Annotated in this window: 21 protein-coding genes and 2 pseudogenes; 8 read left to right on the top strand and 15 right to left on the bottom strand. The window is 71.3% G+C overall.

Translation table 11 applies throughout. The features are described from left to right. Positions 1–128: 128 nt before the first annotated feature. Positions 129–1946, bottom strand: coding sequence for an ABC transporter ATP-binding protein (locus AB0G84_RS18775; protein ID WP_361321480.1), 1818 nt, complete (start codon positions 1944–1946; stop codon positions 129–131). Between the two features lie 105 nt (positions 1947–2051). Between AB0G84_RS18775 and AB0G84_RS18770 the strand changes: the two genes are divergently transcribed. Further along, positions 2052–2510 (top strand): MarR family transcriptional regulator, encoded by a 459-nt coding sequence (locus tag AB0G84_RS18770; protein WP_361321478.1) that lies wholly within the window; start codon positions 2052–2054, stop codon positions 2508–2510. A gap of 32 nt (positions 2511–2542) precedes the next feature. Next, on the top strand, positions 2543–5485 hold the full coding sequence (locus tag AB0G84_RS18765) for an FAD-binding and (Fe-S)-binding domain-containing protein (RefSeq protein WP_361321476.1): 2943 nt from the start codon (positions 2543–2545) through the stop codon (positions 5483–5485). Positions 5486–5611: 126 nt separating this feature from the next. Here AB0G84_RS18765 and AB0G84_RS18760 read toward each other — a convergent pair whose 3' ends face one another. Continuing rightward, complete coding sequence (locus AB0G84_RS18760) at positions 5612–6982, bottom strand: alpha-amylase family protein (protein ID WP_361321474.1); 1371 nt, start codon at positions 6980–6982, stop codon at positions 5612–5614. A gap of 341 nt (positions 6983–7323) precedes the next feature. On the opposite strand from AB0G84_RS18760, the gene AB0G84_RS18755 reads away from it, so the two are divergent. Continuing rightward, positions 7324–8781, top strand: coding sequence for a Gfo/Idh/MocA family oxidoreductase (locus AB0G84_RS18755; protein WP_361321472.1), 1458 nt, complete (start codon positions 7324–7326; stop codon positions 8779–8781). 97 nt (positions 8782–8878) lie between these two features. Here the strand turns inward: AB0G84_RS18755 and AB0G84_RS18750 are convergent. Next, a pseudogene (locus AB0G84_RS18750) lies at positions 8879–9049 on the bottom strand (NAD(P)-dependent oxidoreductase); the annotation flags it as partial. Positions 9050–9127: 78 nt separating this feature from the next. Here AB0G84_RS18750 and AB0G84_RS18745 point away from each other — a divergent pair. Then, positions 9128–9457, top strand: a pseudogene (locus tag AB0G84_RS18745) (helix-turn-helix domain-containing protein); the annotation flags it as partial. A gap of 185 nt (positions 9458–9642) precedes the next feature. Here the strand turns inward: AB0G84_RS18745 and AB0G84_RS18740 are convergent. From AB0G84_RS18740 to AB0G84_RS18715, 6 genes are all read right to left on the bottom strand, one after another. Further along, entirely contained in the window at positions 9643–9828 is a 186-nt protein-coding gene (locus tag AB0G84_RS18740; RefSeq protein WP_361321509.1) for a hypothetical protein, read from the bottom strand. Between the two features lie 213 nt (positions 9829–10041). Next, entirely contained in the window at positions 10042–11199 is a 1158-nt protein-coding gene (locus tag AB0G84_RS18735; protein WP_361321470.1) for an NAD(P)/FAD-dependent oxidoreductase, read from the bottom strand. 238 nt (positions 11200–11437) lie between these two features. Then, on the bottom strand, positions 11438–11710 hold the full coding sequence (locus AB0G84_RS18730) for a helix-turn-helix transcriptional regulator (protein ID WP_361321468.1): 273 nt from the start codon (positions 11708–11710) through the stop codon (positions 11438–11440). Beyond that, positions 11710–12201 (bottom strand): DUF2975 domain-containing protein, encoded by a 492-nt coding sequence (locus AB0G84_RS18725; protein ID WP_361321466.1) that lies wholly within the window; start codon positions 12199–12201, stop codon positions 11710–11712. The genes AB0G84_RS18730 and AB0G84_RS18725 overlap by 1 nt, the downstream gene beginning before the upstream one ends. A 361-nt stretch (positions 12202–12562) precedes the next feature. Further along, positions 12563–13939: a cation:dicarboxylase symporter family transporter gene (locus AB0G84_RS18720; protein WP_361321464.1), complete on the bottom strand. Its 1377-nt coding sequence runs from the start codon at positions 13937–13939 to the stop codon at positions 12563–12565. A gap of 216 nt (positions 13940–14155) precedes the next feature. Then, positions 14156–14911, bottom strand: a complete 756-nt coding sequence (locus tag AB0G84_RS18715; protein ID WP_361321462.1) for a hypothetical protein — start codon at positions 14909–14911, stop codon at positions 14156–14158. A 225-nt stretch (positions 14912–15136) separates the two neighbouring features. Between AB0G84_RS18715 and AB0G84_RS18710 the strand changes: the two genes are divergently transcribed. Next, complete coding sequence (locus AB0G84_RS18710; RefSeq protein ID WP_361321460.1) at positions 15137–17110, top strand: ABC transporter ATP-binding protein; 1974 nt, start codon at positions 15137–15139, stop codon at positions 17108–17110. Next, complete coding sequence (locus AB0G84_RS18705) at positions 17107–18888, top strand: ABC transporter ATP-binding protein (RefSeq protein WP_361321458.1); 1782 nt, start codon at positions 17107–17109, stop codon at positions 18886–18888. Before AB0G84_RS18710 ends, AB0G84_RS18705 begins: the two co-directional genes overlap by 4 nt. 233 nt (positions 18889–19121) lie before the next feature. On the opposite strand, the gene AB0G84_RS18700 is transcribed toward AB0G84_RS18705, so the two are convergent. After that, positions 19122–19913 carry a metal-dependent hydrolase gene (locus AB0G84_RS18700; RefSeq protein WP_361321503.1) on the bottom strand — a complete coding sequence of 264 codons (792 nt, stop codon included), beginning with the start codon at positions 19911–19913 and terminating at the stop codon, positions 19122–19124. Positions 19914–20332: 419 nt separating this feature from the next. Here AB0G84_RS18700 and AB0G84_RS18695 point away from each other — a divergent pair, with 419 nt between their 5' ends. Then, positions 20333–21259: a LysR family transcriptional regulator gene (locus tag AB0G84_RS18695; protein ID WP_361321456.1), complete on the top strand. Its 927-nt coding sequence runs from the start codon at positions 20333–20335 to the stop codon at positions 21257–21259. Positions 21260–21742: 483 nt separating this feature from the next. On the opposite strand, the gene AB0G84_RS18690 is transcribed toward AB0G84_RS18695, so the two are convergent. From AB0G84_RS18690 to AB0G84_RS18675, 4 genes are all read right to left on the bottom strand, one after another. Next, a complete protein-coding gene (locus AB0G84_RS18690) occupies positions 21743–22180 on the bottom strand; it encodes a hypothetical protein (protein ID WP_361321454.1) in 438 nt (145 codons plus the stop codon). Positions 22181–22794: 614 nt separating this feature from the next. After that, the gene (locus AB0G84_RS18685; RefSeq protein WP_361321452.1) at positions 22795–23238 is read right to left on the bottom strand and encodes a DUF2267 domain-containing protein; all 444 of its coding nucleotides are present in this window, start codon (positions 23236–23238) and stop codon (positions 22795–22797) included. 51 nt (positions 23239–23289) lie between these two features. After that, positions 23290–23685 carry a DUF2267 domain-containing protein gene (locus tag AB0G84_RS18680; protein WP_361321450.1) on the bottom strand — a complete coding sequence of 132 codons (396 nt, stop codon included), beginning with the start codon at positions 23683–23685 and terminating at the stop codon, positions 23290–23292. A 103-nt stretch (positions 23686–23788) separates the two neighbouring features. Beyond that, positions 23789–24220: an Hsp20/alpha crystallin family protein gene (locus tag AB0G84_RS18675; protein WP_361321448.1), complete on the bottom strand. Its 432-nt coding sequence runs from the start codon at positions 24218–24220 to the stop codon at positions 23789–23791. 128 nt (positions 24221–24348) lie between these two features. Between AB0G84_RS18675 and AB0G84_RS18670 the strand changes: the two genes are divergently transcribed. Then, a complete protein-coding gene (locus tag AB0G84_RS18670) occupies positions 24349–24978 on the top strand; it encodes a type III effector protein (RefSeq protein WP_361321446.1) in 630 nt (209 codons plus the stop codon). Positions 24979–25026: 48 nt separating this feature from the next. Here the strand turns inward: AB0G84_RS18670 and AB0G84_RS18665 are convergent, their stop codons facing one another. Beyond that, entirely contained in the window at positions 25027–26748 is a 1722-nt protein-coding gene (locus AB0G84_RS18665; RefSeq protein WP_361321444.1) for a Tn3 family transposase, read from the bottom strand. Positions 26749–26842 lie beyond the last annotated feature (94 nt).

The raw sequence follows: 26842 nt of genomic DNA, 5'->3' as shown, positions 1-26842 counted from the left end.
TACCATAAAGACTACTTAAAACTGTGGTTTTTTGTTTTAGTGCGGTTGGGGGGGCGGGGGGGGGGGGGGGGCCGCCCCCCCCCCCCGCGCCCCGGCCCCCCCCACCACCGACCTTACCCGCCGGTCATTTATGGGGTCACCACCTGCTCGCCGGCCGGCGTGAGGTGTGCGTCACGCCGTACCAGCGCCGCATAGCGGCCGTCGGCGGCCAGCAGCTCGTCGTGGGTACCGCGTTCGGCGATCCGGCCGCCGTCCAGGACGACGATCTGGTCGGCGTCGCGGACGGTGGAGAGGCGGTGAGCGATGGTGAGGGTGGTGCGCCCCTCGGAGAGCGCGTCGATGGCCTGCTGCACGGCGTGCTCGGTACGGGTGTCCAGGGCACTGGTGGCCTCGTCCAGGACGAGCACCGGCGGGTCGCGCAGGATGGTGCGGGCGATGGCCAGGCGCTGCTTCTCGCCGCCGGAGAAGCGGTAGCCGCGCTCGCCGACGAGGGTGTCGTAGCCGTCCGGGAGGGCGGCGATGTGGTCGTGGATCTGGGCGGCCTTGGCGGCCCGTTCGATCTCGTCGTCGGTGGCGTCCGGCTTGGCGAAGCGGAGGTTGTCGGCGACCGAGGCGTGGAAGAGGTAGGTCTCCTGGGAGACCACCCCGACCGCCCGCGCCAGGGTGTCGAAGTCCAGGTCGCGGACGTCGGTGCCGTCGAGGGTGACCCGGCCCTCGGTCACGTCGTAGAGCCGCGGTACGAGGTAGCTCAGGGTGCTCTTGCCGCTGCCGGTCGGGCCGACGACGGCCAGACTGCTGCCCGCGGGGACGGTCAGGTCGACGCCGTGGAGGGTGGGCGCGGCCTCGGGGTCGTAGGCGAACGTGACGCCCTCGAAGCGGACGGCGCCGCGCGGGGAGGTCAGGTGGACCGGTTCGGCGGGCTCGGTGATGGCGACCGGCAGGTCGAGGTACTCGAAGATGCGCTGGAAGAGCGCGAGCGAGGTCTGCATCTGCACGCCGGTGGTCAGCAGCGAGACGGTGGGGCGCAGCAGGCCCTGCTGGAGCGAGACGAAGGCGACGAGGGTGCCGAGGGAGAAGGCCGGGCCGCCCAGTTCGAGGACCAGTCCGGCGGCCCAGTAGATCAGGGCGGGCATGGCGGCCATGACGATGCCGATGGTGGCCATCCGCCAGCGGCCGGCCATGTTGGCGCGCACCTCCAGGCCGACCAGCCGCTCGGACTCCCCGGCGAACCGCTCGGTCAGGGAGTCGGCGCGGCCCATCGTCCGGCCGAGCAGGATGCCGCTGACCGACAGCGATTCGGTGACCATCGCGGACATCGCGGCCATCTGCTTCTGCCGCTGCGAGGTGATCTTCTTGCGTTCGTTGCCGACCCGGCGGCTGATCCAGACGAAGAGCGGGAGCAGGAGGAGGGAGACGACGGTCAGCCGCCAGTCGAGCGCGACCATGGCGCAGACGGTGGCGGTCACCGAGGTGAGGTTGGAGACCAGGGAGGTGGCGGTGGAGGTGACCGTGGCCTGCATCCCGCCGATGTCGTTGGCGATCCGGGACTGGACCTCGCCGGTGCGGGTGCGGGTGAAGAAGGCCAGCGGCATCCGCTGGAGCTTGGCGTAGACCGCGGTGCGCAGGTCGTGCATCACCCGCTGGCCGACCGTGGTGGACACCAGGGTCTGCAACACGCCGAAGACGCTGGTGGTGACGGCGGTGGCGATCATGCCGAGCGCGAGCAGGGTGAGCAGTCCGGTGCGCCGGCCGGGGATCGCCACGTCGAGGATCTCGCGGAGCAGGAACGGCGAGGCGACCGAGACCAGCGAGGAGGCGCCGACGAGCAGGCCGACGAGGGCCAGCCGGCCACGGTAGGGGCGGAAGAGGGCGAGGATCCGCCGCAAGGGGACCGGGGCTTCCGGGTCCTTGGGCGGTGGGGTCCAGTCGATGTCGGTGCTGCGCATGGGCTCCTTCGGGAGTGCGGAAGAGTGCGGAAGAGCACGATCTTACGGAGCTTAGCTCACTGTTACCTATACTCACAATGAACCAGGTCTTGATACCCTTCGGGCATGCCCACCCCCGAGCCGACGGTCAGCACCTCCCACGTCGCCGAACAGCTGGTTCGGCTGACCCGGCGGATGCACCGTGCGCAGAAGCACCACCTGGCGCACCTGGACATCGCCTTCACCCCGGCACAGTCCCAGCTGCTGCGGATCGTCGCCCACTACCGCGGCACCCCGCCCCGGATGGCCGACCTCGCCGAGCGGCTGGAGGTCGTGCCGCGGGCGGTGACGACGCTGGTGGACGGGCTGGAGGCACACGGCGCGGTGCGCCGGGTGCCGGACCCGGCCAACCGCCGGGTGGTGCGGATCGAGCTGACCGACACCGGACGTTCCGCACTGCGCGCGTTGCGCAGCGCCCGACGGGCCGCGGCGGAGGAGATCCTGGCCCCCCTGACCGCGGAGCAGCGCGAGGTGCTGGGCGGTCTGCTGTCCACCCTGGTCGACGGGCCGGGTGAACGGCACTGACCTGACACCCGGTCGACCGGAGGAGTGCCGCCATGCCCCTGCTGGAGCCGAACCCGCAGTCCCTGCGGCCCACCGACGCCGGGCCCGCCGCACCCGACCGGGTGGCCGACGCGCGGGCGTCCGGCACCCCCGGACCGCTGCGCCGCGACCTGGTCGCGCTGCTCGGCCCGGACAAGGTGCTCCACCGGCTCTCCGACCTGGTCGCCTACGCCTCCGACGCCAGCCCCTACCGCTTCGTGCCACAGGTCGTGGTGGTCGCCGAGGACCTCGACGACCTCTCCGCGGTCCTCTCCTACGCCCACGGCAACGGCCGCAGCGTGGTCTTCCGGGCCGCCGGGACCTCGCTCAACGGCCAGGCGCAGGGCGAGGACATCCTCGTCGACGTCCGCCGGCACTGGACCGGGATCGAGGTCCTCGACGGCGGTGCCCGGGCCCGGATCCGGCCGGGCACGACCGTGCTGCGCGCCAATGCCGCGCTCGCCCGGTACGGCCGGGTGCTGGGCCCCGACCCGGCCAGCGCCCTGGCCTGCACGCTGGGCGGAGTGGTCGCCAACAACGCCTCCGGGATGACCGCCGGCACCACCCGCAACTCCTACCGGACGCTGGCCTCGGCCACCGTCGTACTGCCGTCCGGCACGGTCGTCGACACCGCCGGCCCGGCCGCCGACGAGGAGCTGGCACGGGCCGAACCGGCGCTCTGTGCGGGGCTGCTCGCGCTCAAGGCGGAGATCGAGGCGGATCCGGAGTTGGTCGCCAGGATCCGCGCCAAGTACGAGATCAAGAACACCAACGGCTACCGCCTGGACGCCTTCCTCGACGCGGCGACACCGGTGGGGATCCTGCGCGGCCTGATGGTCGGCTCCGAGGGCACCCTCGGCTTCCTCGCCGAGACCGTCTTCGACACCCTGCCGCTGGACCGGCACGCCGTGGGCGCGCTGCTGTTCTTCCCGTCGCTGAGCGCCGCGGCGGCGGCCGTACCGCGGTTCACCGCGGCGGGCGCGCGGGCCGTGGAACTGATGGACGGCCATACGCTGCGCGCCTCGGTGCGCGTGGCCGGGGTGCCGGCGGACTGGGCGGCGCTGCCGCCGGGGACCGCCGCGCTGCTGGTGGAGTTCCGGGCCCCCGACGAAGCCGGCCGGCAGGCCCACGAGCGGGCCGCGGCACGGCTGCTGCCGGAGCTGGAACTGGTCGCGCCGGTGGCGTCGGTCAGCAACGCCTTCACTCGTGACCCGGCGGTGCTCGACGGCTACTGGCGGGCCCGCAAGGCCTTCGTCACCGCGGTCGGCGGCTCCCGCCCGTCCGGTACGACGCTGATCACCGAGGACTTCGCGGTGCCGCCGGCCCGGCTGGCCGAGGCGTGTACGGCCCTGCTGGAGCTCCAGGCCCGGCACGGCTTCGACGCCGCGGTCGCCGGGCACGCCGCCCACGGCAACCTGCACTTCCTGCTCGCCTTCGACGCGGCGAAGCCGGGCGACGTGGCGCGCTACGCCGCCTTCATGGACGCCTTCTGCCGGATGACCGTCGAACGGTTCGACGGCTCTCTGAAGGCCGAGCACGCCACCGGCCGGAACATCGCGCCGTTCCTGGAGCTCGAATGGGGGCCGCGGGCCACGGAGTTGATGTGGCGGATCAAGGAACTGATCGATCCGCACGGGATCCTGGCCCCGGGCGTCCTGCTGGACCGTGACCCCGAGGCGCACCTGCGCGGACTGAAGACCCTCCCCGCGGTCGAGCCGGTCGCCGACCCCTGCATCGAGTGCGGCTTCTGCGAACCGGCCTGCCCCAGCCAGGACCTGACCACCACACCCCGTCAGCGGATCGTGCTGCGCCGCGAGATGATCCGCCAGCCGCCGGGCTCCCCAGTCACCGCCGCACTGCTGGACGCGTACGGCCATGACGCGGTGGACACCTGCGCCGGCGACTCGCTGTGCCGGCTGGCCTGCCCGGTGGGGATCGACACCGGTGCGCTGATGCGGGACTTCCGGCACCGGCGGCACTCCCCGCGCGAGGAGCGGCTCGCGGAGTGGTCGGCGCGGCACTTCGGGCTGGTGGAGCGATCGGCGCGGTTGGCGGTGGCCGCCGCGGACCGGATCCGCAACCGGGCCGGGGACCGGCCCCTGACCGTGCTGACCCGGGCCGCACGGCGATCCGTACGCCCCGACCTGGTGCCGGAGTGGCTGCCGCAGCTGCCCGGACCGGCGCCCCGGACACTGCCGCCGACGGACCAGGCGGGCGCGGCCGCGGTCTACTACCCGGCGTGTGTGAACCGGATCTTCGGCCCGCCCGCCGGGCAGCGGGGACCCTCGCTGCCGGAGGCGGTCGTCGCGGTGTCGCAGCGGGCGGGGCGCCCGGTGTGGATCCCGCCGGAGGTGACTGGCACCTGCTGCGCCACGATCTGGCACTCCAAGGGCTATCCGGGCGGCAACCGGGTGATGGCCCACCGCATCGTCGAGGCCGCCTGGCGCTGGACGGACGGCGGTCGCCTCCCCCTGGTCGTGGACGCCTCCTCCTGCACGCTGGGCCTGGCCCACGAGGTCGTGCCGTATCTGACGCCCGGCCAGCGGGCCCGGCACGCCCGCATGACCCTCGTCGACTCCCCCGTCTGGGCCGCCGGGGAGCTCCTGCCGCGGCTCACCGTGCGGCGTACGCTCGACTCGGCCGTGCTCCATCCCACCTGTTCCATGCGGCACTTGGGCGAGGAGGAGGGCTTGCGGAGGGTCGCGGCGGCCTGCGCACGGGAGGTGGTGGTCCCGGACGACGCGGGCTGCTGCGCCTTCGCCGGTGACCGCGGGATGCTGCACCGGGAGCTGACGGAGTCGGCGACCGCGAAGGAGGCGGCGGAGGTGACCGCGCGGCACTTCGACGCGTATCTGTCGGCGAACCGGATGTGCGAGATCGGCATGGACCACGCGACGGAGGGCCGCGGGTACCGCTCGGCCCTCCTGGCGCTGGAGTGGGCGACCCGGCCGGAGTGAACGGCCGGAGCGCCCGGCAGGTGCGGGCGCCCGGCAGGTGCGGGCGGCCGGACGGTGCGGGCGGCGGCGCCGCCCCGTGGGTGTGGGGTCCTCCGGCGGCGCGCGCCGGACCGCCCGCAGCGGGGCTCAGCGGGTGAGGTGCAGGGCCACCGCGCTCTTGGCCGGGACGCTCATCCGGGCCGTGCCGTCGTCGCCGACGGTGACGGTGTCGCCGGCGCAGTCCTTGGGGGCGGCCTTGACCACATTGCAGTAGGTCCCGGCCGGCAGCGGGGTGGTGAACGTCCGGTCCAGCGCGCCGTCACCGTTGTTGATCACGACGAAGCCGGCCTTGCCCCGCCCGAAGGCCAGCGCGTTCCCGCCGTTGTCCCACCAGTCGGTCAGCTCCGCGGAGCCCACGGCGTTCCGGAAGCCGACCATCCCGGTGATCTCCGGCTTGGCGTGCTCGTTCGTCCAGCCGTCGCCGCCGCTCGGCGGCCCGGCGTCCTTGTCGGTCCACTCGTAGCCGGAGTAGACGTTCGGCGAGCCGTACGGCGAGGCCAGCATGAAGACGTTGGCGAGGGTGTAGGCCGCGCCGTCCTTGTACGTGAGGGTCGAGCCATTGCGCTCGGTGTCCCAGTTGTCGACGAAGGTACGGGCCCGGTCGCCACCGAGCTTGCCGTCCGCGACGGACTTGAGCTGGGCGAGGGCGCCGCCCTGGAAGGCGCTCTTGAGGTGGCTGCCGTAGCGGAACTCGTCGACGTCGCCGATACCGGTGTACTCGTCGGGCCGGACCGCCTCGCCGGCGCCGTAGATGACCTCCTGCACCCAGTAACCGGGGTCCTTCATCTTGGCCTTGATGGCGGCGACGTCGGTGGCGGAGACGTGCTTGGCGGCGTCGATCCGGAAGCCGTCCACGCCCAGCGCGCGCAGGTCGTCGAGGTAGCCGGCGATGGTGCTGCGGACGTGGTCGCTGCCGGTGTCGAGGTCGGCGAGGTTGACGAGTTCGCAGTTCTGGACGTCGTCGCGGTTGGTGTAGTCGGAGATGCTCTTGCGGCAGCCGTGGAAGTCGCGGTCCTGATAGGTGCCGGGGTAGCCGTACTTGGTGTACTGGGTGCCGCCGGTGCCGGTGCCGGATCCGGCGGCCATGTGGTTGATGACGGCGTCCGCGATGACCTTGACGCCCGCACCGTGGCAGGCCCGGATCATCGAGGCGAAGGCGTCCCGGTCCCCCAGCCGCCCGGCGATCTTGTAGCTGACGGGCTGGTACGAGGTCCACCACTGGTCGCCCTGGATGTGCTCGGACGCCGGTGAGACCTCCACATAGCCGTAGCCGGCCGGGCCCAGCTGATCGGTGCAGGCCTGGGCGACATCGGTGTACTTCCGCTCGAACATCGTGGCCGTGACGGTCTTCTCACCCGGCGGGGTGGCCTCGGAGGGCCACGGCGCGAAGGTGGCGAGGCCGACCGCGGCCAGCACTCCGGCCACCGCCCCGCCGAGCACACGGGAACGTTGCTGCATCTTGCGGCTCCTTCGTCAACAGGCGCGGTGGTACCGCACCGCGCCCACGGGAGCAGCCACGCGCCAGGCCGCCGTGGGGGGATTCCGTACGGAGCCTGCCGTTCACCTCGTGGACACGTCAACCCTTTCCGCAAGTCTTTTCAGTGACTTGCGAAAGATGCTGCCGGATGCGCGAGCGATGTTGCAGCAACACATTGCCGGTACCGGCAGTTATGACGGCAAAGAGTCCAAGTCCGCCGGTACGGGGATCCATCGGCCCTCTTGTGCCGCCGGCCGCCGCCCGACAGGGTCCTGACCGAGGTTCACCCATGCCCCGGCGCACCACTGCTCCTGGAGGATCGATGAACGAGGCACCATCGCAGAACCACGACCACAACGAGCCTGGGCCCAGCCGCCGTTCGGTGCTGTGGACCGCCGGCGCCGCGGGTGCCGGCCTGTCCCTCGGCGGCCTGACGGCGCATCAGGCCGCAGCGGCCGGCACCGGAACCGGCACCGGAACCGGCACCGGCGCGGCAGACTCCGCCCCGGCCGCCGCCTCGGCCCCCGAGGCCCGGGGCAAGACCATGATCGGGGTGCCCTTCGAGTCGCGCTCCACCGTGCGGGTGGGCATCGTCGGCCTGGGCAACCGCGGTGGCACCATGATCGACCTCTTTCTCGCGGTCCCGGGCGTACGCGTGGTCGCGCTCTGCGACCCGGTCAAGGAGAAGACCGCCAAGGCCGCCAAGAAGGTCACCACCGCCGGGCAGCCCGCGCCCGCCGTCTACACCAACGGCGAGCAGGACTTCGAGAACCTCTGCAAGCGCGGCGATGTCGACTTCGTCTATGTGGCCACGCCCTGGGACCGGCACTTCGAGATGGCCAGGGCGGCGATGCTGAACGGCAAGCATGTGGGCGTGGAATGCCCGATCGCACTGCGCCTGGACCAGCTGTGGGAGCTGGTCGACCTCTCCGAGCGGACCCGCAGACACTGCATGCAGCTGGAGAACTGCTGTTACGGCAGGAATGAGATGCGGGTGCTGCGGATGGCGCACGCCGGGCTGTTCGGCGAGCTGTTGCACGGCGCCGGCGCGTACCTCCACGACCTGCGCGGGCTGATGTTCGACCCCACGTACTACGAGGGGCCGTGGCGCCGGCTGTGGCACACCCGGCTCCGCGGCGACCTCTACCCCAACCACGGGTTCGGCCCGGTCGCCAACTACATGGACATCAACCGCGGCGACCGCGCCGTACGCATCTCCAGCTTCGGCACCCAGGCGTTGGGGCTGGCCGCCTACCGCAAGGAGCACATGCCGGCCGGCGACCCCAGCTGGAAGGAGTCGTACATCGAGAGCGACCGGACGGTCAGCCTGGTGCAGACCGCCAAGGGCCGGGTGATCCGGCTGGAGCACGACGTCTCCACCCCGCACCCCTACAGCCGGATCAACAGCCTCGGCGGCACCAAGGGCGTCTTCGAGGACTACCCCGAGCGGATCTACATCGAGCCGGACCAGAGCAACGACGAGTGGGGCGACTTCAGCAGGTACGCGGAGTGGGACCACTGGCTGTGGAAGGAGCACGCCAACCCGCCCGGCGGGCACGGCGGAATGGACTACATGCTGGTCTTCCGGCTGATGCAGTGCATGCGACTGGGCCTGGTACCAGACTTCGACGTCTACGACGCGGCGACGTGGACCGCGCCGGTGCCGCTGAGCGACCGCTCCATCAAGGCGGGGGGCACCCCGCAGGAGATCCCCGACTTCACCCGCGGACTGTGGAAGAAGACCCGCCCCGGGATGGACTCGCCGAAGCCGCAGGGGTAGGTCGACAGGGCCGGTGGGGTGTAGTGCACGTGCTGGTCACAGCTACGCGTTGAAGACTGTGACCAGCACGGTCGCCTCTGGGGCGGCAAGCGGCCGGTCAGTGCACCAGCAGGTCGATCACGCCCGTCAAGTCTTCCTCTCCGCTGCCCTCGGCCAGGCGGCGGCGCACCAGCTCGAAGTACGGGCTGAGCAATTCCGGGCTGGCACCCTGCTGCTCGGCGGTGCTCAGGAAGGTCGGCGTGCCGGCCATGCCGATTAGGCTGGTCACGGGCCCAGAGGTGATCAAGTACGCACTTACGAGTGGGTGGTTACCCCGGGGTGAGCGAGCACGTCAGAAGGGTGGGGCATGACGACGCCGAACCGGCCGAGCGCACCAGACGGACACGCTTGTGGGATCGACACCGCGATGGAGGTGATCGGCGGCAAGTGGAAGGGGCTGATCCGCTGGGCGCTGTACGAGCCTCCCTGCCGCCGCTTCGGTGAGCTGCGTCGACTGCTTCCGGGGATCACCGAGAAGGTGCTGGCCTCTCACCTACGTGAGAGGCCAGCGGACGGCGTCGTACACCGCGTCTCCTACGACGAGGTGCCCCCCCGCGTCGAGTACTCACTGACCGAGGACGGCATGCGCCTCAACGACGCACTCCAGCCGCTGGCCGCCTGGGGACGTGAGCGGCCGGTTGCTCGAGGGCGTCGAGGTCAACGAGCAGCGCGGTGGCGAAGGAGGCCAAGCCGCACTGCTCGTCGACGCAGACATCAGCGATCCATCCGTTCAGCCGCTCCCCTCACGGTTGCTCGTGAGGGTCGGAACGGATCCGATCCGAACGGAACGTTGCGCACGGCGGGAAAGCGGAGGGCCGTGCGCTACCGCCGGGCGGAGCAGGTCACCGGCTGGCCCGCTGCGCCCTTCTTCTGGTCCAGAACGCGGTTGTTGCCCTCCATCAGGAGGCAGTGCGCCACGCCCTTGCCCGTAGGCACGGCCTTGAGGCGAGGAGCGTGCCCGCCGTCCTCCCGTGCGCTCCATTTGGCTCCGCTCACCTTGGCCGGCATGCTTACCGCCCCGTCAAGGCCATCGGTGTAGTCGTGCCTGACGGATTGCAGGTTGCCCCCTTCAGTCCAGGCCTTGTACGTAACGTCGGAACTCTCGGTAGCGCAGCCCGACAGGAGTCCACCGGTAACAACCAGCCCCGCCATCATGGTGATGAGCTTCGTGGCTGCTGGTATGGGAAATGAAGGCATGACTTGGCCTCTCGCTCGGTGATTTCACTTGGGGGTGGGGTCGGGGAAGGATCTGTCGCCGAAGAGGACTCGGCTTGCCGCGGCCCGGCCGAATGGTGTGCGTAGCAGGGTGAATGCCGCTGCTGCTGTGGTAGGCGTCCGCACGTGGGCCAATGCCCGGCGCAGCATGAGTCGTCCGCGGAAGTGGGGGCGGAGTGCGGCTCCGTCGTAGTTGGTCATCGTGTCCGGTTTTCCGGTGCGCAGTGCGTCGTTGAGGACCTCGGCTGCGAGTTTCGACTGCCGTAGACACGGGTCCAGGCCACCGGCGGTGAGTGGGGAGACCGCGCCTGCTGCATCCCCCACGAGAAGCCCGTCGGCGCAGCTGATCCGGCGCAGCAGGCCGCCGACGGGTATGGGGCCTGCGCGCCGCTCCACTTTTTCGGGACGTTCGATGCCGGTCAGTCCGGGCGCTGAGGCGCTGAACTGCTCCATCGCACGGCGAAGCCCGTCTGGATAGCGGTCGGCATAGCCTGCGACTCCGACGTGGGCGTGTTGCCCGTCGTTGATTACCCAGGCCAGGTAGCCGGGGGCGAGTGAGGGGTCGAGTACGCAGTGGAATGTCGGCGGCTGGTCGCTTCCGGGTAGTTCGAAGACCTCTTCGGCGCCGACGATCAGGTGGTGGTTACGGTCGAGAGCGAGGTCGCGGGCGACTCTTGAGCGGGCCCCGTCGGCGCCGACGATGAAGCGGGCCCGGACTGCGGTCGGTCCGTCGCGACCGGCCAGGTGGAAGATGTTGCCCTGTCGGCCCACGTAGCGCGTGCCCAGTGCCATGCGTACGCCGGCGTCAACCGCGGTGGCGGCCGATGCTTCGTAGAGCGGTGCCATGTCGCCCACCCGGTACTCGTCGCGGTGGCTGGTGAGGCTGACCGGGCGGCGCAGGTCAGGGGGGTAGAGGACCACGCGTCGGATCGGTGGTCCGAGGCAGTCTGGGGGCAGCGGGAAGTCGTCGAGTGTCTTCCGTACGAAGATTCCTGTGGTGCGGATCGCGCCGGCAAGACTGGTTCGGCGTTCGACCAGAAGCACGTCGTGGCCTTGTCGGGCGAGGAGTGTGGCGGTGTTCAGTCCGGCCAGTCCGGCCCCGACCACCAGCACGTCGGTACTTTCTGTGGCCCCGAGACGGCAAGAGAGGCGTGCTGTCGTCATGGTCTCGTCTGTTCCTTGTGGAGTCCGTCATTGGTGCGTTCGGCGCGCGGCAGGCGCCGACCGGCGGCGGGCGGTACGGGCGGCCTGCGCCGCGAGGGTGAGGTGTGCGGACGTCGCGGTCAGGTCGTCACCTGGGAGCTTGCCGAAGATCAGGCGGAGCGGGTCGCGCCGCAGGGATGATCGAGGGCGCCATGCCTGGTGATCGTGTGCAGGAGGCCAGCCAGCGCGGCTGCGGGCGTCACGGCGAGGAACTGGCCGGGACGGATGCGCCAGACTCGTGCGCAGCGCTGTCCTCGTCCCCGGGGTCATCGGACTCCCAGTGCAGCAGGTCTCCGGGCTGGCACTCGAGCACCTCGCACAGCGCGGCGAGCGTGGTGAAGCGCACCGCCTTGGCGCGGCCGTTCTTGAGCACCGCCAGGTTGGCGGGTGTGATCCCCACCCGGTCCGCCAGTTCGCCCACGGACATCTTCCGCCTGGCCAGCATCACGTCGATGTCGACGACGATCGGCATCAGATCACCTCGGCCAACTCGGCCCCCAGCTGCGACGCCTCGACGTCGCGTGCGACGGCCTGGGCGAGCAGCATCCGCAGCACGAGCACGATGAGCGCGACACCGAAGACCGCCAGGCAAACCCCGCCCAGCAGGGCCACAACGCCCGGGGGCACGACCTCGCTCGACGCCAGGACCGCTCCGAGCGCGAACACCAGGAGCGCGGCCGCCACGAACGCACCGATCACGAGATGGACGTAGCGGAATGCGGCGTGGGAGAACACGGTTCCGCGTTGCGCCATCGTCACCAGCCGCCACACGCAGACCAGGACGACCTGGACCGTCACGACGCCCAGGACTGTGATCACGAGGACCGGAGTGCCGCGGTCCGCAAAGAGGTTCTCCTCCATAGCGCCCGTCAGCATCGCCACCATCACCGCCTGGGCGAGCACCGCCCCGGCGTGCAGCGCCACCATCACGGCGCGCAGCGCGAGCACTGTCAGCTTTCCCACTGCCACTCCCCTGATCGAATCGCGATGGAAATCTATCGAATATCGATAGGGATGACAAATGGGCCCCCCTGTGGGACGGCCTGCGTGACGCCGACCTGTCCGGCGTCGAGTGACTCACCGAGAAGATCGGCCGCCGCCTTCACGCGGTGGCCGCGGTTGGTGCGGACAGCACATCTCGCGGCCCCGCCCGAAGACCGCGGCCGGCAGCTGCAGCGGGTCCACGTCGGGGATCAGGGAAGCCATCGCGCGGGGGCCGGCGACGGGCGGGATGCGGGTGCAGACCCTGGGCGCCAGGGAGGCCCGAACTCCGCGGTGTCCGGCGGGCGATGCCGTCCGCCGGGCCCCGCGGCCGCTGCGTGCGTCAGCTCTCGGAGGTCGTCATCGGCGCGGCGTCCGGCGTCCTCGGCCGCTCCTCGGCCGGCGCCGTCCGCTCCGCCGGCCCCGGCGCCGGCCCACCGCCGAGGACCCGCTTCGCGGTGACCCGGTCGAGGGCGCCCTCCCAGCGGGAGACCGCGAAGACCGCCACGCAGTTGCCGAGCAGATTGGTCGCCACCCGCATCGAGTCCATGATCCGGTCCACGCCCAGCAGCAGGGCCACCGCCGCGGCGGGGATCACGCCCAGGGCGGACGCGGTCGCGGACAGCGCCAGGAACGCCGAACCCGGCACCCCGGCCATGCCCTTGCTGGTCAGCATCAGCACCAGGACGACGGTGATCTGCTGGCCCAGCGAGAGATCGACGCCGATGGCCTGGGCGATGAAGAGCGTCCCGATGGAGAGGTAGATCGAGGCACCGTCGAGGTTGAACGAGTAGCCGGTCGGCAGCACCAGGCCCACCGCGTCGTCCCGGCAGCCGGCGGCCCGCAACTTCTGCATCATCCGGGGCAGCACGGTCTCGCTGGAGCCGGTGCCCAGCGCCAGCAGCAGCTCCTCGCGGGTGTAGCGGACGAACTTCCACAGGCTCAGCCCGGTGACGGCCTTGAGGGCGACGCCGAGCAGGGCCAGGAAGACCAGGGCGACGCCGTAACAGACCGCGATCAGCTTGCCGTACGTCGACATCGCGCCCAGTCCGTACTCCCCGACGAGGTGCGCGGTGGCGCCCAGGACCGCGAGCGGGGCGAGCTTCATGAGGTAGCCGACCACGGTGAACACCACCTGCTGGGCCTGCTCGATCAGCGGCAGGAGCTGTGGCACCTTCTCCTGGCCGAGGTGCAGCAGCGCCGCGCCCACCAGACAGGCCAGCACCAGGACCTGCAGCAGCGCGTTCTCGGCGAACGCGCCGACGGCGCTGTCCGGCAGCGCCTCAAGGACGAACTGGGCGGCTGAGGGGAGGTGCGCGCCACCGGTCTTCGCGTCGACGGCGCCCTTGTCCAGCGAGGCCGGATCGATGTGCATCCCGGCACCGGGGGCGAAGACATTGGCGGCCACCAGGCCGATGACCAGCGCGAGGCCGCTCGCCACCTCGAACCACACCAGGGCCTTGAGCCCGATGCGCCCGAAGGCCTTGAGGTCGCCCGCCTTGCTGATACCGGCGACCACGACACAGAACACGAGCGGGGCGATCACCGCCTTGATCAGACGGACGAAGCCGTCGCCGAGCGGCTGCAGCGACGATCCCGCCTGCGGCCACAGGCGTCCGACGAGGACACCGAGGACCAGCGCGAGCAGTACCTGGGCGAACAGGCTGGTGCGCAGGACATGTCCCGCGCGGCGAATGAGCGTTCCGGTGGCGTGCGGCACGGACACCCCTCCATGGACGGAATTCTGTGATGCGGAAGTGGACTTCCGAGATCCGTCACTATGGCCGCTTGGTATTCACCACGAAAGAGCCAGGACAACCCCCGGGAAAACCTTGGAGCTTGATCCAAGGCGAACTGCGCGGAACCTGCGGATGTGCCCGCAGAAGACCGCAAGGCCCCGCTTCCTCCCCTCGTACCACCCCGCCCCGGAGGCCCGTCAGGCCGAGAGGTGCGCCCGGTCCCCCATCACCACGACGGGGTGCCGCGCCGGATCGAGGGCGCGCAGCAGCGTTTGCATCGCGGACCTGGAGACGCTCACACAGGCCGAGGTCCCGCTGCCGTGATCCATGTGCAGCCAGACGCCGCCGCCCTTGGACTGACCCTGCGGACGCGTCGGGTCGAGCGGCGAAGTCCCGGCGACCCGGTTGTAGTTGATCGCCACGACATAGTCGAAGTCATGCCGGGTGTTCCGGGACCAGTACGACGGCGGGGTGAACGCCGAGGAGTGCGCATAGGGCAGCTTGGCGCCGGGGTCCGCGAGCACGCCGCCCGCGTCGGTCAGCGGGAAGACCCCCACGGGGCTGCGCTTGTCGCCCTCGTGATGGTCCGGCGTCCAGCCCCGGCGGCCGTTGTGCGCCGGCCAACTCCCCTTGCGGTCCCAGCCCTTGGCGTTCTTCTCATAGAGGACGACGGTGGCGTCCGGGGAGTCCACGCCCTTGCCGTAGACCGCCACGACCTGGCGGGACCCGGCGGGGATGCGCGACCGCAGGGCCGTACCGACCTCGGGGATGTTCTTCAGGTGGGTGGTCGCCGACGCCCCGCGGGCCGGGCCGCCGGGGCGCTCCCCCTTGCCCGCACCGTCGTCCTTGCCCGCGCCCCGGCCACCGGTGCCGCCGCCGCAGCCCGCCAGGAGGACCAGTCCCGCCGCGGCCACCGCCGCCATCCGCACGCCCGCTGTTCGCATGCCCCCCATGGTCGCACCACGGGCCTGACGGCGGTTCAGCACCCGTCCGCTGCCCACCGCTCCGCGCCCGGTTGTCCGAAACCTACGGGCGCAGCGGAAAAACCGTTTGAAATCAGGTCACTCCGCGGGCCAGGCTTCCAGCACCTCCGCCACCGACGAGACCGGGCGAGAGGGCATTCCGCCTGCCGGGACGGCGCGCCGCCGACCGCCCACCACGACTCCGCATGGGACATCATGCACATTCGCGATCTTCCGTACCCCGACCCCGGCGTCCCGGACGTCCGCTCCGGAGGTGCCTTCCTGCGGTGGCTCTGCCGAAGCCAGCTCGGCGGGCAGCTCAAGGCCCTGTTCTGGGGGCTGGTCAACTTCGGTGCCATCGCCTCCTTCCCGCTGCCGATGGGCCTCGCCGTGCAGGCCGTGGTGGACCGCGACGGCGGGCGGCTCGCGCTCGCCGGCGGCCTGGTGCTGATGCTGGGCGCGCTGATCGCGCTCGGCGGCACGATGCTGCACCGCACCGCCGTCACCAACTGGATCACCGCCGTCGCCCGGATGCAGCAACTGCTCGCCCGCAAGACCACCGAGCTGGGCTCGGCCATGACCCGACGGGTGGCGGCCGGAGAACTGGTGACCGTGAGCACCGGCGACCTGGAGAAGATCGGCTGGTTCGTGGAGGCGGTCTCCCGGTTCGGTGCGGCGGCGGTCGCCGCGGTCGCCGTCTCCCTCGTCCTGGTCGTCCGCCAGCCGCAGCTCGGTGTCCTGGTCACCCTCGGTGTGCCCGTCCTGGCGCTGGCCGTGCTGCCGCTGCTGCCGCCGGCCATCCGGCGCGCCGACGCCCAGCGCGAGAAGGCCGGCCGAGCCACCGAGCTGGCGTCCGACACCGTGGCCGGACTGCGCGTACTGCGCGGGATCGGTGGCGAGGAGCTCTTCCTCGGCCGCTACCGCAGCGCCTCCCAGGAGGTGCGCAGGGCCGCGGTCCGCAGCGCACGGATGTGGTCGTTGATCTCGGCCGTCCAGGTCGTGCTGCCGGGCCTGCTGCTCATCGCGGTGGTCTGGTACGGCACCGAGCTCGCCCTCGCCGGCCAGGTGACGGTCGGTGAACTGGTCGCCATCTACAGCGCGGTCACCTTCCTGCTCTTCCCGCTCCGCCACTTCGAAGAGATCGCCCAGGCCTTCTCCTTCGCCCGGCCGTCGGCCACCCGCACGGCCCGGGTCCTGGCGCAGCACCGGCCGGCCGGTGGCCTCGGCAGCGCCCCGGAGGCGGACCCGTCCGGTGCTCTGCACGACCCGCTCAGCGGCCTGACCGCTTCGGCCGGTCGGCTGACCGCGGTGGTCTGTGGTGACCCCGACGCCGCCGGCCGGCTCGCCGAACGCCTCGGCGGCCACCCGCCGCGCGGCGACGAGGACGGCGGCGCGGCGGGCCCGCTGCCGGTCACCCTCGGCGGCACGTCGCTGGACGACCTGCCCCGCGACACCGCCCGGCGGGCCGTACTGGTGCAGGACAAGGACCCCATGCTGCTCTCCGGAACCCTCGGCGAGCTGTTGGACATCCCGTCCTCCGGGCGGGTACCGGCCACCGAGGCGCTCTCCGCGGCGCAGTGCGCCGATGTCCTCACCGCACTCGCCCAGGCGTCCGTGGACGACTCCGGCGACCCGATGCGCACCCACATCACCGAACGCGGCCGGTCGCTCTCCGGCGGCCAGCGCCAACGGCTGGCGCTGGCCCGGTCCCTGGTCACCGACCCGGAGGTGCTGGTCCTCGACGAACCGACCAGCGCCGTCGACGCACACACCGAAACCCGGATCGCCGCCGGACTCCGCCGGATCAGGACGGGTCGTACGACGGTGGTGCTCACCTCCAGCCCGCTACTGCTGGAAGTGGCGGACCAGGTGGCCTTCCTGCACGAGGGCAAGGTCGTCGCCGAGGCTCCGCACCGGGAACTGCTGGACCGCCAGCCCGCCTACCGGGCCGTGGTCACCCGGGCCTCGGAGGGGGAGACGGAACCGCCCCGCCTCCCGGCCGACGGGGCGGAGCTCATCGACGCCGCCCAGCAGGCCGGTTGGGCGGACACGGGCCAGGAGCGGCGGGCGGGGCGTGCGGCAGGGACGGCTTCGGTGGACCGGAAGCTCCTCACGAGCGAGCAGGACCAGCGGAAGCAGAAGCAGCAGGGCCAGCAGAACGAAGAGGATCAGATCGAGGAGAGCGCATGATCGGCCTGGCGCCACCGGAGCACGATCCGGACGCCCCCCAGACCCGCACCACCCTGCCCGTCGGCTCACCGGCCACCGTACGCCGCTACGTCGCCGGACTGATCCGCCGCCACCGCACCGCCTTCACGGTGCTCATCACCGTCAACGCGGCCGCGGTCATCGCCTCCATGGTCGGTCCGTACCTGCTCGGCGGCGTGGTGGAGGACCTGGCCGCGGGTGCGCGCACCCTCCACCTCGGGCGCACCCTCGCGCTGTTCACCCTGGCTCTGGCCCTCCAGACGGTCTTCGTCCGGATGGTGCGGCTCCGTGGTGCGATGCTCGGCGAGCGCATGCTGGCGGACCTCCGCGAGGACTTCCTCGTACGGTCCGTCGCCCTGCCGCCCGGTGTCCTGGAGCGGGCCGGCACGGGTGATCTGCTGTCCCGGATCACCACGGACATCGACCGACTCTCCAACGCGATGCGCGAGGCCGTACCACAGCTGTCCATCGGAGTGGTGTGGGTGGCCCTGCTGCTCGGCGGGCTCACGGCCACCGCGCCCCCGCTCGCGCTCTCGGTCCTGGTCGCGCTGCCGTTGTTGGTCGTCGGCTGTCGCTGGTACTTCAAGCGGGCACCGAGCGCCTACCGTTCGGAGGCCGCCGGATACGCGGCGGTGTCCGCCGTACTCGCCGAATCGGTCGACGCCGGGCGCGCCATCGAGGCCCACCGGCTCGGCGCCCGCCGGATCGCGCTCTCCGAACAGCGCATCCGCGCCTGGACCCAGTGGGAGCGCTACACGCTCTACCTGCGCTCGGTCCTCTTCCCCGTCGTCGATCTGACGCATGTGGTGCTGCTCGGTGCCGTCCTGATGCTGGGCGGAGCGTTCGTCATCCAGGGCTGGATCACGCCGGGACAGCTGACGACGGGTGCGCTGCTCGCGCACATGATGGTCGAGCCGGTCGGCATGATCCTGCGCTGGTACGACGAGCTACAGGTGGCGCAGGTGTCCATCGCCCGGCTCGTCGGCGTCCGGGAGATCGAACCGGAGCCCGCCGGTCCGGCGCAGTCGCCCCAGGGTCGTGCCGTCCACGCCGAGGAGGTGACCTTCGGCTACCACGCCGACGTCGATGTACTGCGCGAGGTCTCGCTGCGGATCCGGCCGGGCAGCCGGCTGGCACTCGTGGGGCCGTCCGGTGCCGGCAAGTCCACCCTGGGCCGGCTGCTGGCCGGCGTCTACGGCCCCCGCACGGGCACCGTCACCCTGGGCGGCGCCGAGCTCGCGGCGATGTCGGCCGAGCGGGTGCGCGAGCAGGTGGCGCTGGTCAACCAGGAGCACCACGTCTTCGTGGGATCGCTCCGCGACAACCTCCGGCTCGCCCGGCAGGGCGCCACGGACGGCGAACTGTGGGCGGCGCTGGGCTCGGTGGACGCCGACGAGTGGGCCCGGGCGCTGGACGCCGGCCTGGACACCGAGGTCGGCTCGGGCGGCCACCCGCTGACTCCGGCCCAGGCCCAGCAGATCGCCCTGGCACGCCTGGTACTCGCCGATCCCCACACCCTGGTCCTGGACGAGGCGACGTCCCTGCTCGACCCGCGCGCGGCCCGTCACCTGGAGCGCTCCCTGGGCAAGGTCCTGGACGGCCGCACGGTGGTGGCCATCGCCCACCGTCTGCACACCGCCCATGACGCCGATGTCATCGCGGTCGTCGAGGGCGGCCGCATCACGGAACTGGGCAGCCACGACGAACTCGTGGCGGCGGACGGTCCGTATGCGGCGCTGTGGAATTCATGGCACGGGTGAGGACAACCGGGCGAGCGGGGCCGCTGGGCCGCTGGGCGGCTGGGCGGCCGGGCGGCTGCCCGCTGGATGCTCATGCAGCGGGGCCACGGGGCGGCAGTGCCCCGTGGCCCCGATCTCGTGCTCCGATCCCGTGCCCCGGTCCTGTCGATGGCGCGGAACCTGGGCGACGGACACGCTGCGCACGCGCCATGGGGCTTCCGCCCCGTCGCCGGGCGGTGGCGGCGTGGCCGGTTTCAGAGGTGGCCGAGCGCGCCCAGGCCCCCCAGACCGCCCAGCAACATGAACACCGGCATCAGCACCTTCATCTCCACCCAGCTGCCGGCCTTGAAGCGCATGCCCTTGGGCGGACCGACCGGGTACCAGCGCTTACGGCCGATCGGGATGGGCCACAGGATGGGGCAGCCGGAGACCGTCAGCGCATCACCGATGTCATGGACCAGCGCGCCGAGCACTATGGGCAGGCCCAGCCAGAGGTACTGCTGCCCCGGATCGCCGAACAGCCAGCTCGCGCCGTTGCCCGGCTGGTCGAGGACGCCGGCCAGGATCCAGGCCGAGGCCGCGCCCAGCAGCCAGACCAGCACATCGCTGGAGACCCGGGCCGCCCTCCAGAGCAGGCCCTCGATGGCGAGCACCATGTGCACGAAGAGGATGCCCAGCACCGCCCAACGACCGCCCTGCATCGCCACCCAGGACGCCCCGCCGCCGACCAGCACCGCCCACACCCAGGTGTGGGTGAGCGTGCGGTGGCCCCCGGAACGGTTGCTGTCACCGCGCATTTTGGTCGCCTTGTAGACCGCGTGCGAGATGTTGTCGACCACTTCGCACAGCCCGCGTGAGAGCGGCCCGAACGCCCTCGAAATGGTGGCGGACTTGTGGTCGAGGTCCGGGGCGAGTGCCGCCCCGGCACAGATCAGGGCACCGGAGACGAGCACCGGCCAGGGCATGGGGTACCCGGCGGCAGCGGCCGCCGCGCCCACCCCCAGCCAAGCCGCGGCCCCGGACAGCGAGTGCGCCGGTCCCATCATGGTCGTTCCCACCCCTTGCTCTTGTGCTTCGCTCGCTCACCGCCGCGCCTCTGACGCCCGGTCGGCGACACAGCGTACGTCAGATGATCTCCACACGAGCAGCGGGCAGCAGCGGGCAAGGGGTGCGGGTGGGGCCTTGGCACCGATCACGGCGACGAGTTCGGCCCTGCGGTGTGCAGCGGCTCCGTTGAAAGTCCTTGCGGTCTCCTGGCGGCCTGCTTGCGGTCTTCGTTCGCTCTTCTTGCGGCGTCTTTGCGGTGCGTGGCGGTCGGCACCCGTACGGCACCTTCGCCTGGTCCGGATCCCTGCGAAGGCACCGGACGGGTTGCCGCCTGGGCCCTACAACGATCTTCGTGGCCCCGAACTCCCTAGTCAATCCTGGGAATTGCTCGCCCAACCCAAGGTATAGCTTGGGTCCTGTGACTCTGGATGATCTACGGGTGTTCGTGGCCGTGTGCCGGGCCGGGAGCCTCAGTGCCGTGGCCCGGGATCTGGCCTGTACGCAGTCGGCGGTGAGCCAGCATGTGAAGCGGCTGGAGCGGGAGACCGGTATGAGCCTGCTGGAGCGACAGCCTCGCGGGGTCGCGCCCACGGCCGCCGGGCACATCCTGTGCGACGCCGCCGCCGATGGGATAGCAGGGCTCGATCGTGCGTTGCACCGCCTCGGGGACCTGGCGAACGGGGAGAGCGGCACCGTGCGGATCACGACCGGAGGAACGACCGTGCGGCACTTCATGGCCGAGGCGGTCGTCTCCTTCCGCCGGCGCTACCCCAAGGTGAACCTGGAGTTCCGGACCGAGACCTCCAGTCGTAGCTGCTTCGACGCGCTCCTGGCCAGCAACCTGGACCTGGCGTGGATCACTATCGGCGGCCCGGTCCGCGGCATCGAGCAGCGGCCGGTGGTCGACCTGCCCTGGGTGCTCGCGGTACGGGCCGACGACCGGCTCGCGGCCCACTCGCACATCGACTCCTCGGACCTCGACCGCATTCGCCTCGTACGGCTTCCGCCGAACTCCACCTCAGGCACCCAACTGGATGCGGCCTTCGCCGAGTTGGGCATCCGAAGCGGCTCGGACACCAGCGTGGCCGACTGGGACACGGCTCTGCTGCTGGCCGAACTCGGCCTGGGGCACGCCGTCGTCCCCGCCGTACCGGGGCTTCCGGTACCGAGCGACGGCGACGGGCTGCGCCTCGTCCCCATCCCGGCGTTGCCGCCGCTTTCCGTCGGCTGGGCCGTACGCCGCTGGGACGCGCTCCCCCCGCTCGCCCGCACGTTCGCCGACACCGTCGCCGATAGCTGCGCGAGGCCCCCTCTTCGAGCCCCCGGGCCGGACATAGCCCCCTGACCATCGGCAGCGAACACCCACCCTTCCCCTCCCCTCCCCTCCCCTCCCCCCGCACCCGCACCCGCACCCGCACCCGCACCCGCACCCGCACCCGCACCCGGGGAGGCTCCTCCGGCTGTCCCGCCCGGCCGCCCTGTCCGGCCGCCCCGGCGGGTCGCCGCTGCCTGGTAGGCCAGCCGGCTCACGTGCGGATCGACGGCCTCGCCGGCCTCCGCAATCACACCCACCCCGGGACACAGGCGATCATGGTGATCTCCGCCACGTCCCGCCCTCGGCGTCACCCACAGAGCACCCGACAACCACACCCGCACTCCCCACGCAACGCACTCCCCCCATCGCAATCCGTAGCAAATGCCGACAGAGGGACGTACGACTCGGGGACACTCGGGCCGGCACAAGGCCGCGATGAAGTGTCGGCCGTCCCTGCCCAGGTCGCCCGGCGGGGCCCTGTTCTCCCGAAGCTGCCGCGAAGTGACAAGTAACTCAGCGTGTCGTTAGGGCCTTGGCTTCTGTGCGAGGTTCAGGAACTTCGCTGCCGGTGAGGGCGGGGAAATCAGCGTGGGCTTGTTCGACGGCTTCGGGGTAGGCCTCGCGCTTGGCGGGCTCGGCGAGCGCCCGGTAGATGCTGGCGACGGAGGGGTTCTGCCCCTTGCGCTTGCCGGTGGGGATGAACAGGTCGGGCTGGATCTGCTCGACGGACTCACTCAGTGCCCGCCTGCGGAGCACGGTGTGCAGCATATCGTCGGTGATGACAGGTGGCTGGCCGCCGTGCTTGCCCTTGCGGGCCGCGGTGTCGAGCCCCTCCACGAGCTGGGAGTCGAGTTCCTGGCCGAGGGTCGAGCATCTCGCGTAGCCGATGCGGATGTCGGCGCTCGGCAGGTCCGGGTCGATCGGCGCCGGGGCGCGGTGCCAGGCCGCCACGGCCGGCCCGGGCCGCGGTCGGCCGGGGTCGGCACGCGCAGTGCCTTCTTCAGCCGGGGGACCATGGTGAAGCGGCGGGTGTGGTAGGCGGAGGCGACCGCACCGCCGCGCGAGCGGCAGGGCGAGCCGGGCTGTGCGTCGCACTTCGGACAGGCGTGCTGTTCGACGTCGTCCGCGTCCGACCGGTCGGCTTTGGGGAAGAGTGCTGAGGGGCCGTCATGGGCCCGGATTTTCGCACAATGCAAGTCTCAGAAGGGGGTCCGAGCCAGTTTTGAGTGAGAACGGGTTCTGAGAACCGATCGGGGATCGGCGGGGGTTCGGCAGCCTGTTATCGATCTTGCTCGGGCAAAGGACCGTTTATGAGAATCACCGCGCGCGGCGGTCACCACGCACAGCTACACGTCGGCCGGGCGGCAGTGAGCGATCTTCCCCGAGCTCGCGCATCAGCGCGCCCTGCTCGTCCGGGGGGATCGCGACGCGGAGCGGCCGACGGGGCCAGGATGGTGACAGCAAAGGCGGAAGTCCCCGATCGCGCGGATCGGGGACTTCACCAAGCGAGCCGGCCGGAGAGATCGGGGCGGGCCCTGTTGCGGTCCTGGGGGCCGGGTGCCCGTTTACGCGGCCGGGGTGAGTTCGGCTTGGCCGAACAGCAGGGCCCAGCCGGTGGGGAGCTGGTGGAGGATGCGGGTGATCAGTTCGGGGCCGGCGTGGGCGGCGACGGCCGCGAAGACGGAGCCCGTGTCCCAGCGGGTGGTGGCCAGGGAGGCGCCGGAGCGGGCGGCGAGGTCCTTGACGAAGGCCCATCCGGTCAGCGGCTGAGTGTCGGGGATCTGCGCGGTCAGGACACGTGCGGCCTCCAGGGGCAGGCAGGCGGCCAGGTCGACGCGCTCGTCGCCGGTCAACTGGCGTCCCAGCCCGGAAAGGACCAGGCGGACGGCTTCGTCGGCTCGCTCGCGGGTGGGGTACGCGCCTTCGTAGCGGACCTTATCCAGCATCTGCCCGTACGCCGCCCTGTACGGCTGTTGGTGCTCAAGCGGTACGCGCACGTCGGTGATCACTGCGGTGGATGCCTTTCGTGGAGCGGTGGTGCCGGTGCGCGGCACCGATGGTCAGGTGGGTTGGGGGTGGCCGAAGAGCAAGTCGTAGCCGGCGGGGAGCTGGAGCAGGATCTGGCCCAGCAGGTCGTCGCCGGCGGTGTCGGCGACCGTGGATAGCACGGCGCTGACGTCCCAGGTCGCGGTCTGCTCGGTGGCGCCCTCGATCCAGGCCGCGGTCGCCCGCACGAACCGCTCCGTCGACAGCGGTTCGGCGCTCTGCAGCGGGTTGAGCAGGATCAGGGCGAAGCCCTCCGGCAGGCGGGCTGCCAGCTGGGCGCGGACCTCGCCGACCAGGTGCGCGCCGAGCAGGGCGAGCACCACACGGGCCGCGCGCTCGGCTTCCTCCACGGTGCCGTACTCGCCGCGCTCCTTGACGTGGTCGAGGAACGCTTCGCGTCGCAGAGTCATCTCGGCCGCCACCCCTTCGTGTCTCTTCGGATGCCCGTAGAGGCGCGGAGGGCGGGTGAGGGGGGAGATCAGGTGCCCGTCCTCCGCACCTGGCCGGCCGGTGTCAGCCGGAGATCTCCTTGTGGCCGGTCCCGACGCCGATGGAGATCTTGCGGGGCTTGGCGCGCTCGGCGATCGGGATGCGCAGGGTGAGCACGCCCGCGTCGTAGTCGGCCTTGATGTGCTCGGTGTCGAGGGTGTCGGCGAGCACGATCTGGCGGGAGAAGACGCCCAGCGGCCGCTCGGACAGCTCCATCTGCACGTCGTCGGTCTTCGCCACCGGCCGACGCTCGGCCTTGACCGTCAGCATGTTCCGCTCGACGTCGATGTCGATCGCGTCCGCGGTGACACCGGGGAGATCGAAGGCCACCACGTACTCGTCGCCCTCGCGGTAGGCGTCCATCGGCATCACCGACGGCTTCGACCAGGTGCCCGGGCCCATCAGCTGCTGTGCCAGCCGGTCCAGCTCACGGAAGGGGTCAGTGCGCATCAACATCGTGAAAACACCTCCAGCAGGTTCAGGCAGTTACTGCCAATGCGCCTCACTGACACCGTTGTAACATGTCATCCAATGGATGACAAACATGATGTCGTCTACCTGATGACAACCCGAGGGAGGTGCCCGTGACCCCGGCCGACCAGCCGTCCTCGCCCAGCACCGACGCCCACAGCCCGGCGTCGTTCCTCGCCGCCGCGGCGGCCCTTGATGCCATAGACGACGCCCTGCGCGCCGCCCAGCACAAGACCCCCCACGGCACCGAGGCCGGCCCGGGCCCGGAGCAGGCCCTGGCCTCCCTGCTGCTGCTGCGACAGGTCCGCGAGCAGCTGGCCGGATGGGAGACCGGCCTGATCGAAACCGCCCGCGACGCGGGCGCCAGCTGGGCCGACCTCGCCTCCCCCCTGGGCGTCGCCAGCCGCCAGGCCGCCGAGCGCCGCTACCTGCGCGGCCGCCCCGGCCCGGCCGGGACTACTGGCGAGCAGCGCGTGACGGCCACCCGCCAGGCCCGCGCCGCCAACCGCACCACCGCCGCCTGGGCCCGCCGCAACGCGGCCGACCTGCGCCGCCTCGCCGGCCAGATCACAGCACTCACCGACCTTCCCCCAGCTGCCCGCCGCCCGGTCACCGAACTGCACGCGGCCCTCGCACACGACGATCCCGCCGACCTCATCGCCCCGCTGACCGCCACCCGCCCCCACCTGGCCGCCGCCTACCCCGACCTCGCCGCCCGGCTCGACACCCTCACCACCCCGTAGTACGAGTCAACGATCCAGCCGCCCGCCGGCGACGCCGGCCTGGGGTCTTCAGGATGCCGACCCGGCCGCCGCGGACCGTGCGGTTTCCGCCTCGGGCGGAGTGCGGGGGCCGGGCAGCGTGGCCGCCGCGGCGGCGAGGGCGAGGTGGGAGTTCATGTCCAGCTCGAACCGGCCGTAGGGGTTCACGTGCGTCCAGAACAACGGGGACAGGGCCCGCCGGTCGGCGTCGTTGAGCCGCTTCTGCCACTTCTCCTCGCTCAGGATGTCCTGGAGGAGCAGGGTGTTGACGTGCACCAGCGCGGACTGGAGCAGGTGCAGCGCGAGCATGGACACCTCCTGGGACTCCTTGTCGGAGCCGGTCAGGTCGCCGTCCTTGCCATAGAACAGGTCGTGGTTGGCGCTGTTCCAGTTCTCCACGACCTGGAGCCCGTCGTTGATCTCCCGGCGCAGGTCGGCGTCCGCGAGGTAGTCGCAGATGAACGCCGTACGCACCGCCCGCCCCAGTTCCTCGATCGCCCGGTACGTGGGGTGCTTCGGCCCGCCGCGGGTGAAGCGGCGCAGGACCTGCTCGGCCTCAGCGGTGCCCAGGCGCAGTGCGGTGGTGTACTTCACGATCTGGTCGTACTGTTGGCGGATCAGGTCCCAGTCGATCGTCTTGGTCGACAGCACCGGCGCCAGGTGCGGCCACTTCTCGTCCTCCCCGGCCGTCGGCCGGTACAGCCGCGCCGAGCCGACGTTCTTCAGCCTGGGGAGCAGGTTGAAGCCGAGCATGTGGGCGAAGGCGAACCCGACGATGGAAGCGCCGTGCGTGTCGGTGTACTGCCGGTCGATCTCCACGTCCGTGCAGTGCCGCAGCACGCCCTCGATCATCGCGGCGACCTCGGAGGCCGAGCAGGACTTGAGCTGGCTGTAGACGCACAGCGACTTCTTCTCGACGTGCCAGTAGATCATCACCCCGGGCCCGCGGTAGCGCTGGTGCCATTCCGAGGGGTACTCCTTCGACGCCCGTGCCCGCCAGGCGGCCACCAGCTTCTCCGACACGTCCCCGAACAGCTCCGGCGGCAGCTCCAGCGCACGGACCCGCTGGAGCTTGTTCACCTCCGCCAGCAGGCTGTCCAGCCCCAGCGCGCCCGGGTCGGCCTTCAGCTCGGTGAAGAACATGCCCCCGCCGCCCGTGCTGTCCTCGCTCGCGTCGGCGTCCTCGGCGATCAGGTCATCCAGCCGGGACCGGGTAGCCGCGGACAGCCGGCCCACCGTGGTCGCGCAGAACCGTTCCTCGAAGGTGTTGACCGCCGACCCCACCAGGCGGGCGATACGCCCCGGCGTTGGCGGCTCCAGCCTGTCCTTGCGGCAGCGGGCCACCACAGCCTCCGCCAGCCGGTCCCTCGACAGCTCCACCCCGCACAGCTCCACCGCCAGCCACTCGGCGAGTTGGGCCTGGTCCTCCTCCGTGCACTCGCGGAAGCCGAACGCGCCTCGGATCTCCATCCGGTGCCGCTTGATCGCCCGCCCCGCCCAGTCGTACGCGGCCCACTCCTCGGCGGGCACCTTCACCTGCTGGGCGACGTACGCCACCGCCGGCACCGGCATCTCCTCGGCGTTCTCCGGGAACCGGGCCTCCACCTCGAAGAACTTCAGCAACAGCGCGAACCCCAACCGGTTCGCCCCCGACTTGTTCCGCAGCCGCTCCTGATCCTCCTCCAGCAGCGTCCAGACCTCGATCAGGTCCTCCGGGCTCCCACTCCTGCCGCACCTCGGGCTCCTCGTCATGACCGGACCAACGTCGCCGAGCACGGCCCCCGATGGACCCAGAAGATCGAAAACGCTGACAAGCCCACCCCCAATTCGCTACAGAGAGCTAGTT

This window comes from Streptomyces sp. NPDC020742, assembly GCF_040641675.1.
GTDB lineage: Bacteria > Actinomycetota > Actinomycetes > Streptomycetales > Streptomycetaceae > Streptomyces.
This window is presented reverse-complemented; position numbering and strand designations above follow the sequence as displayed.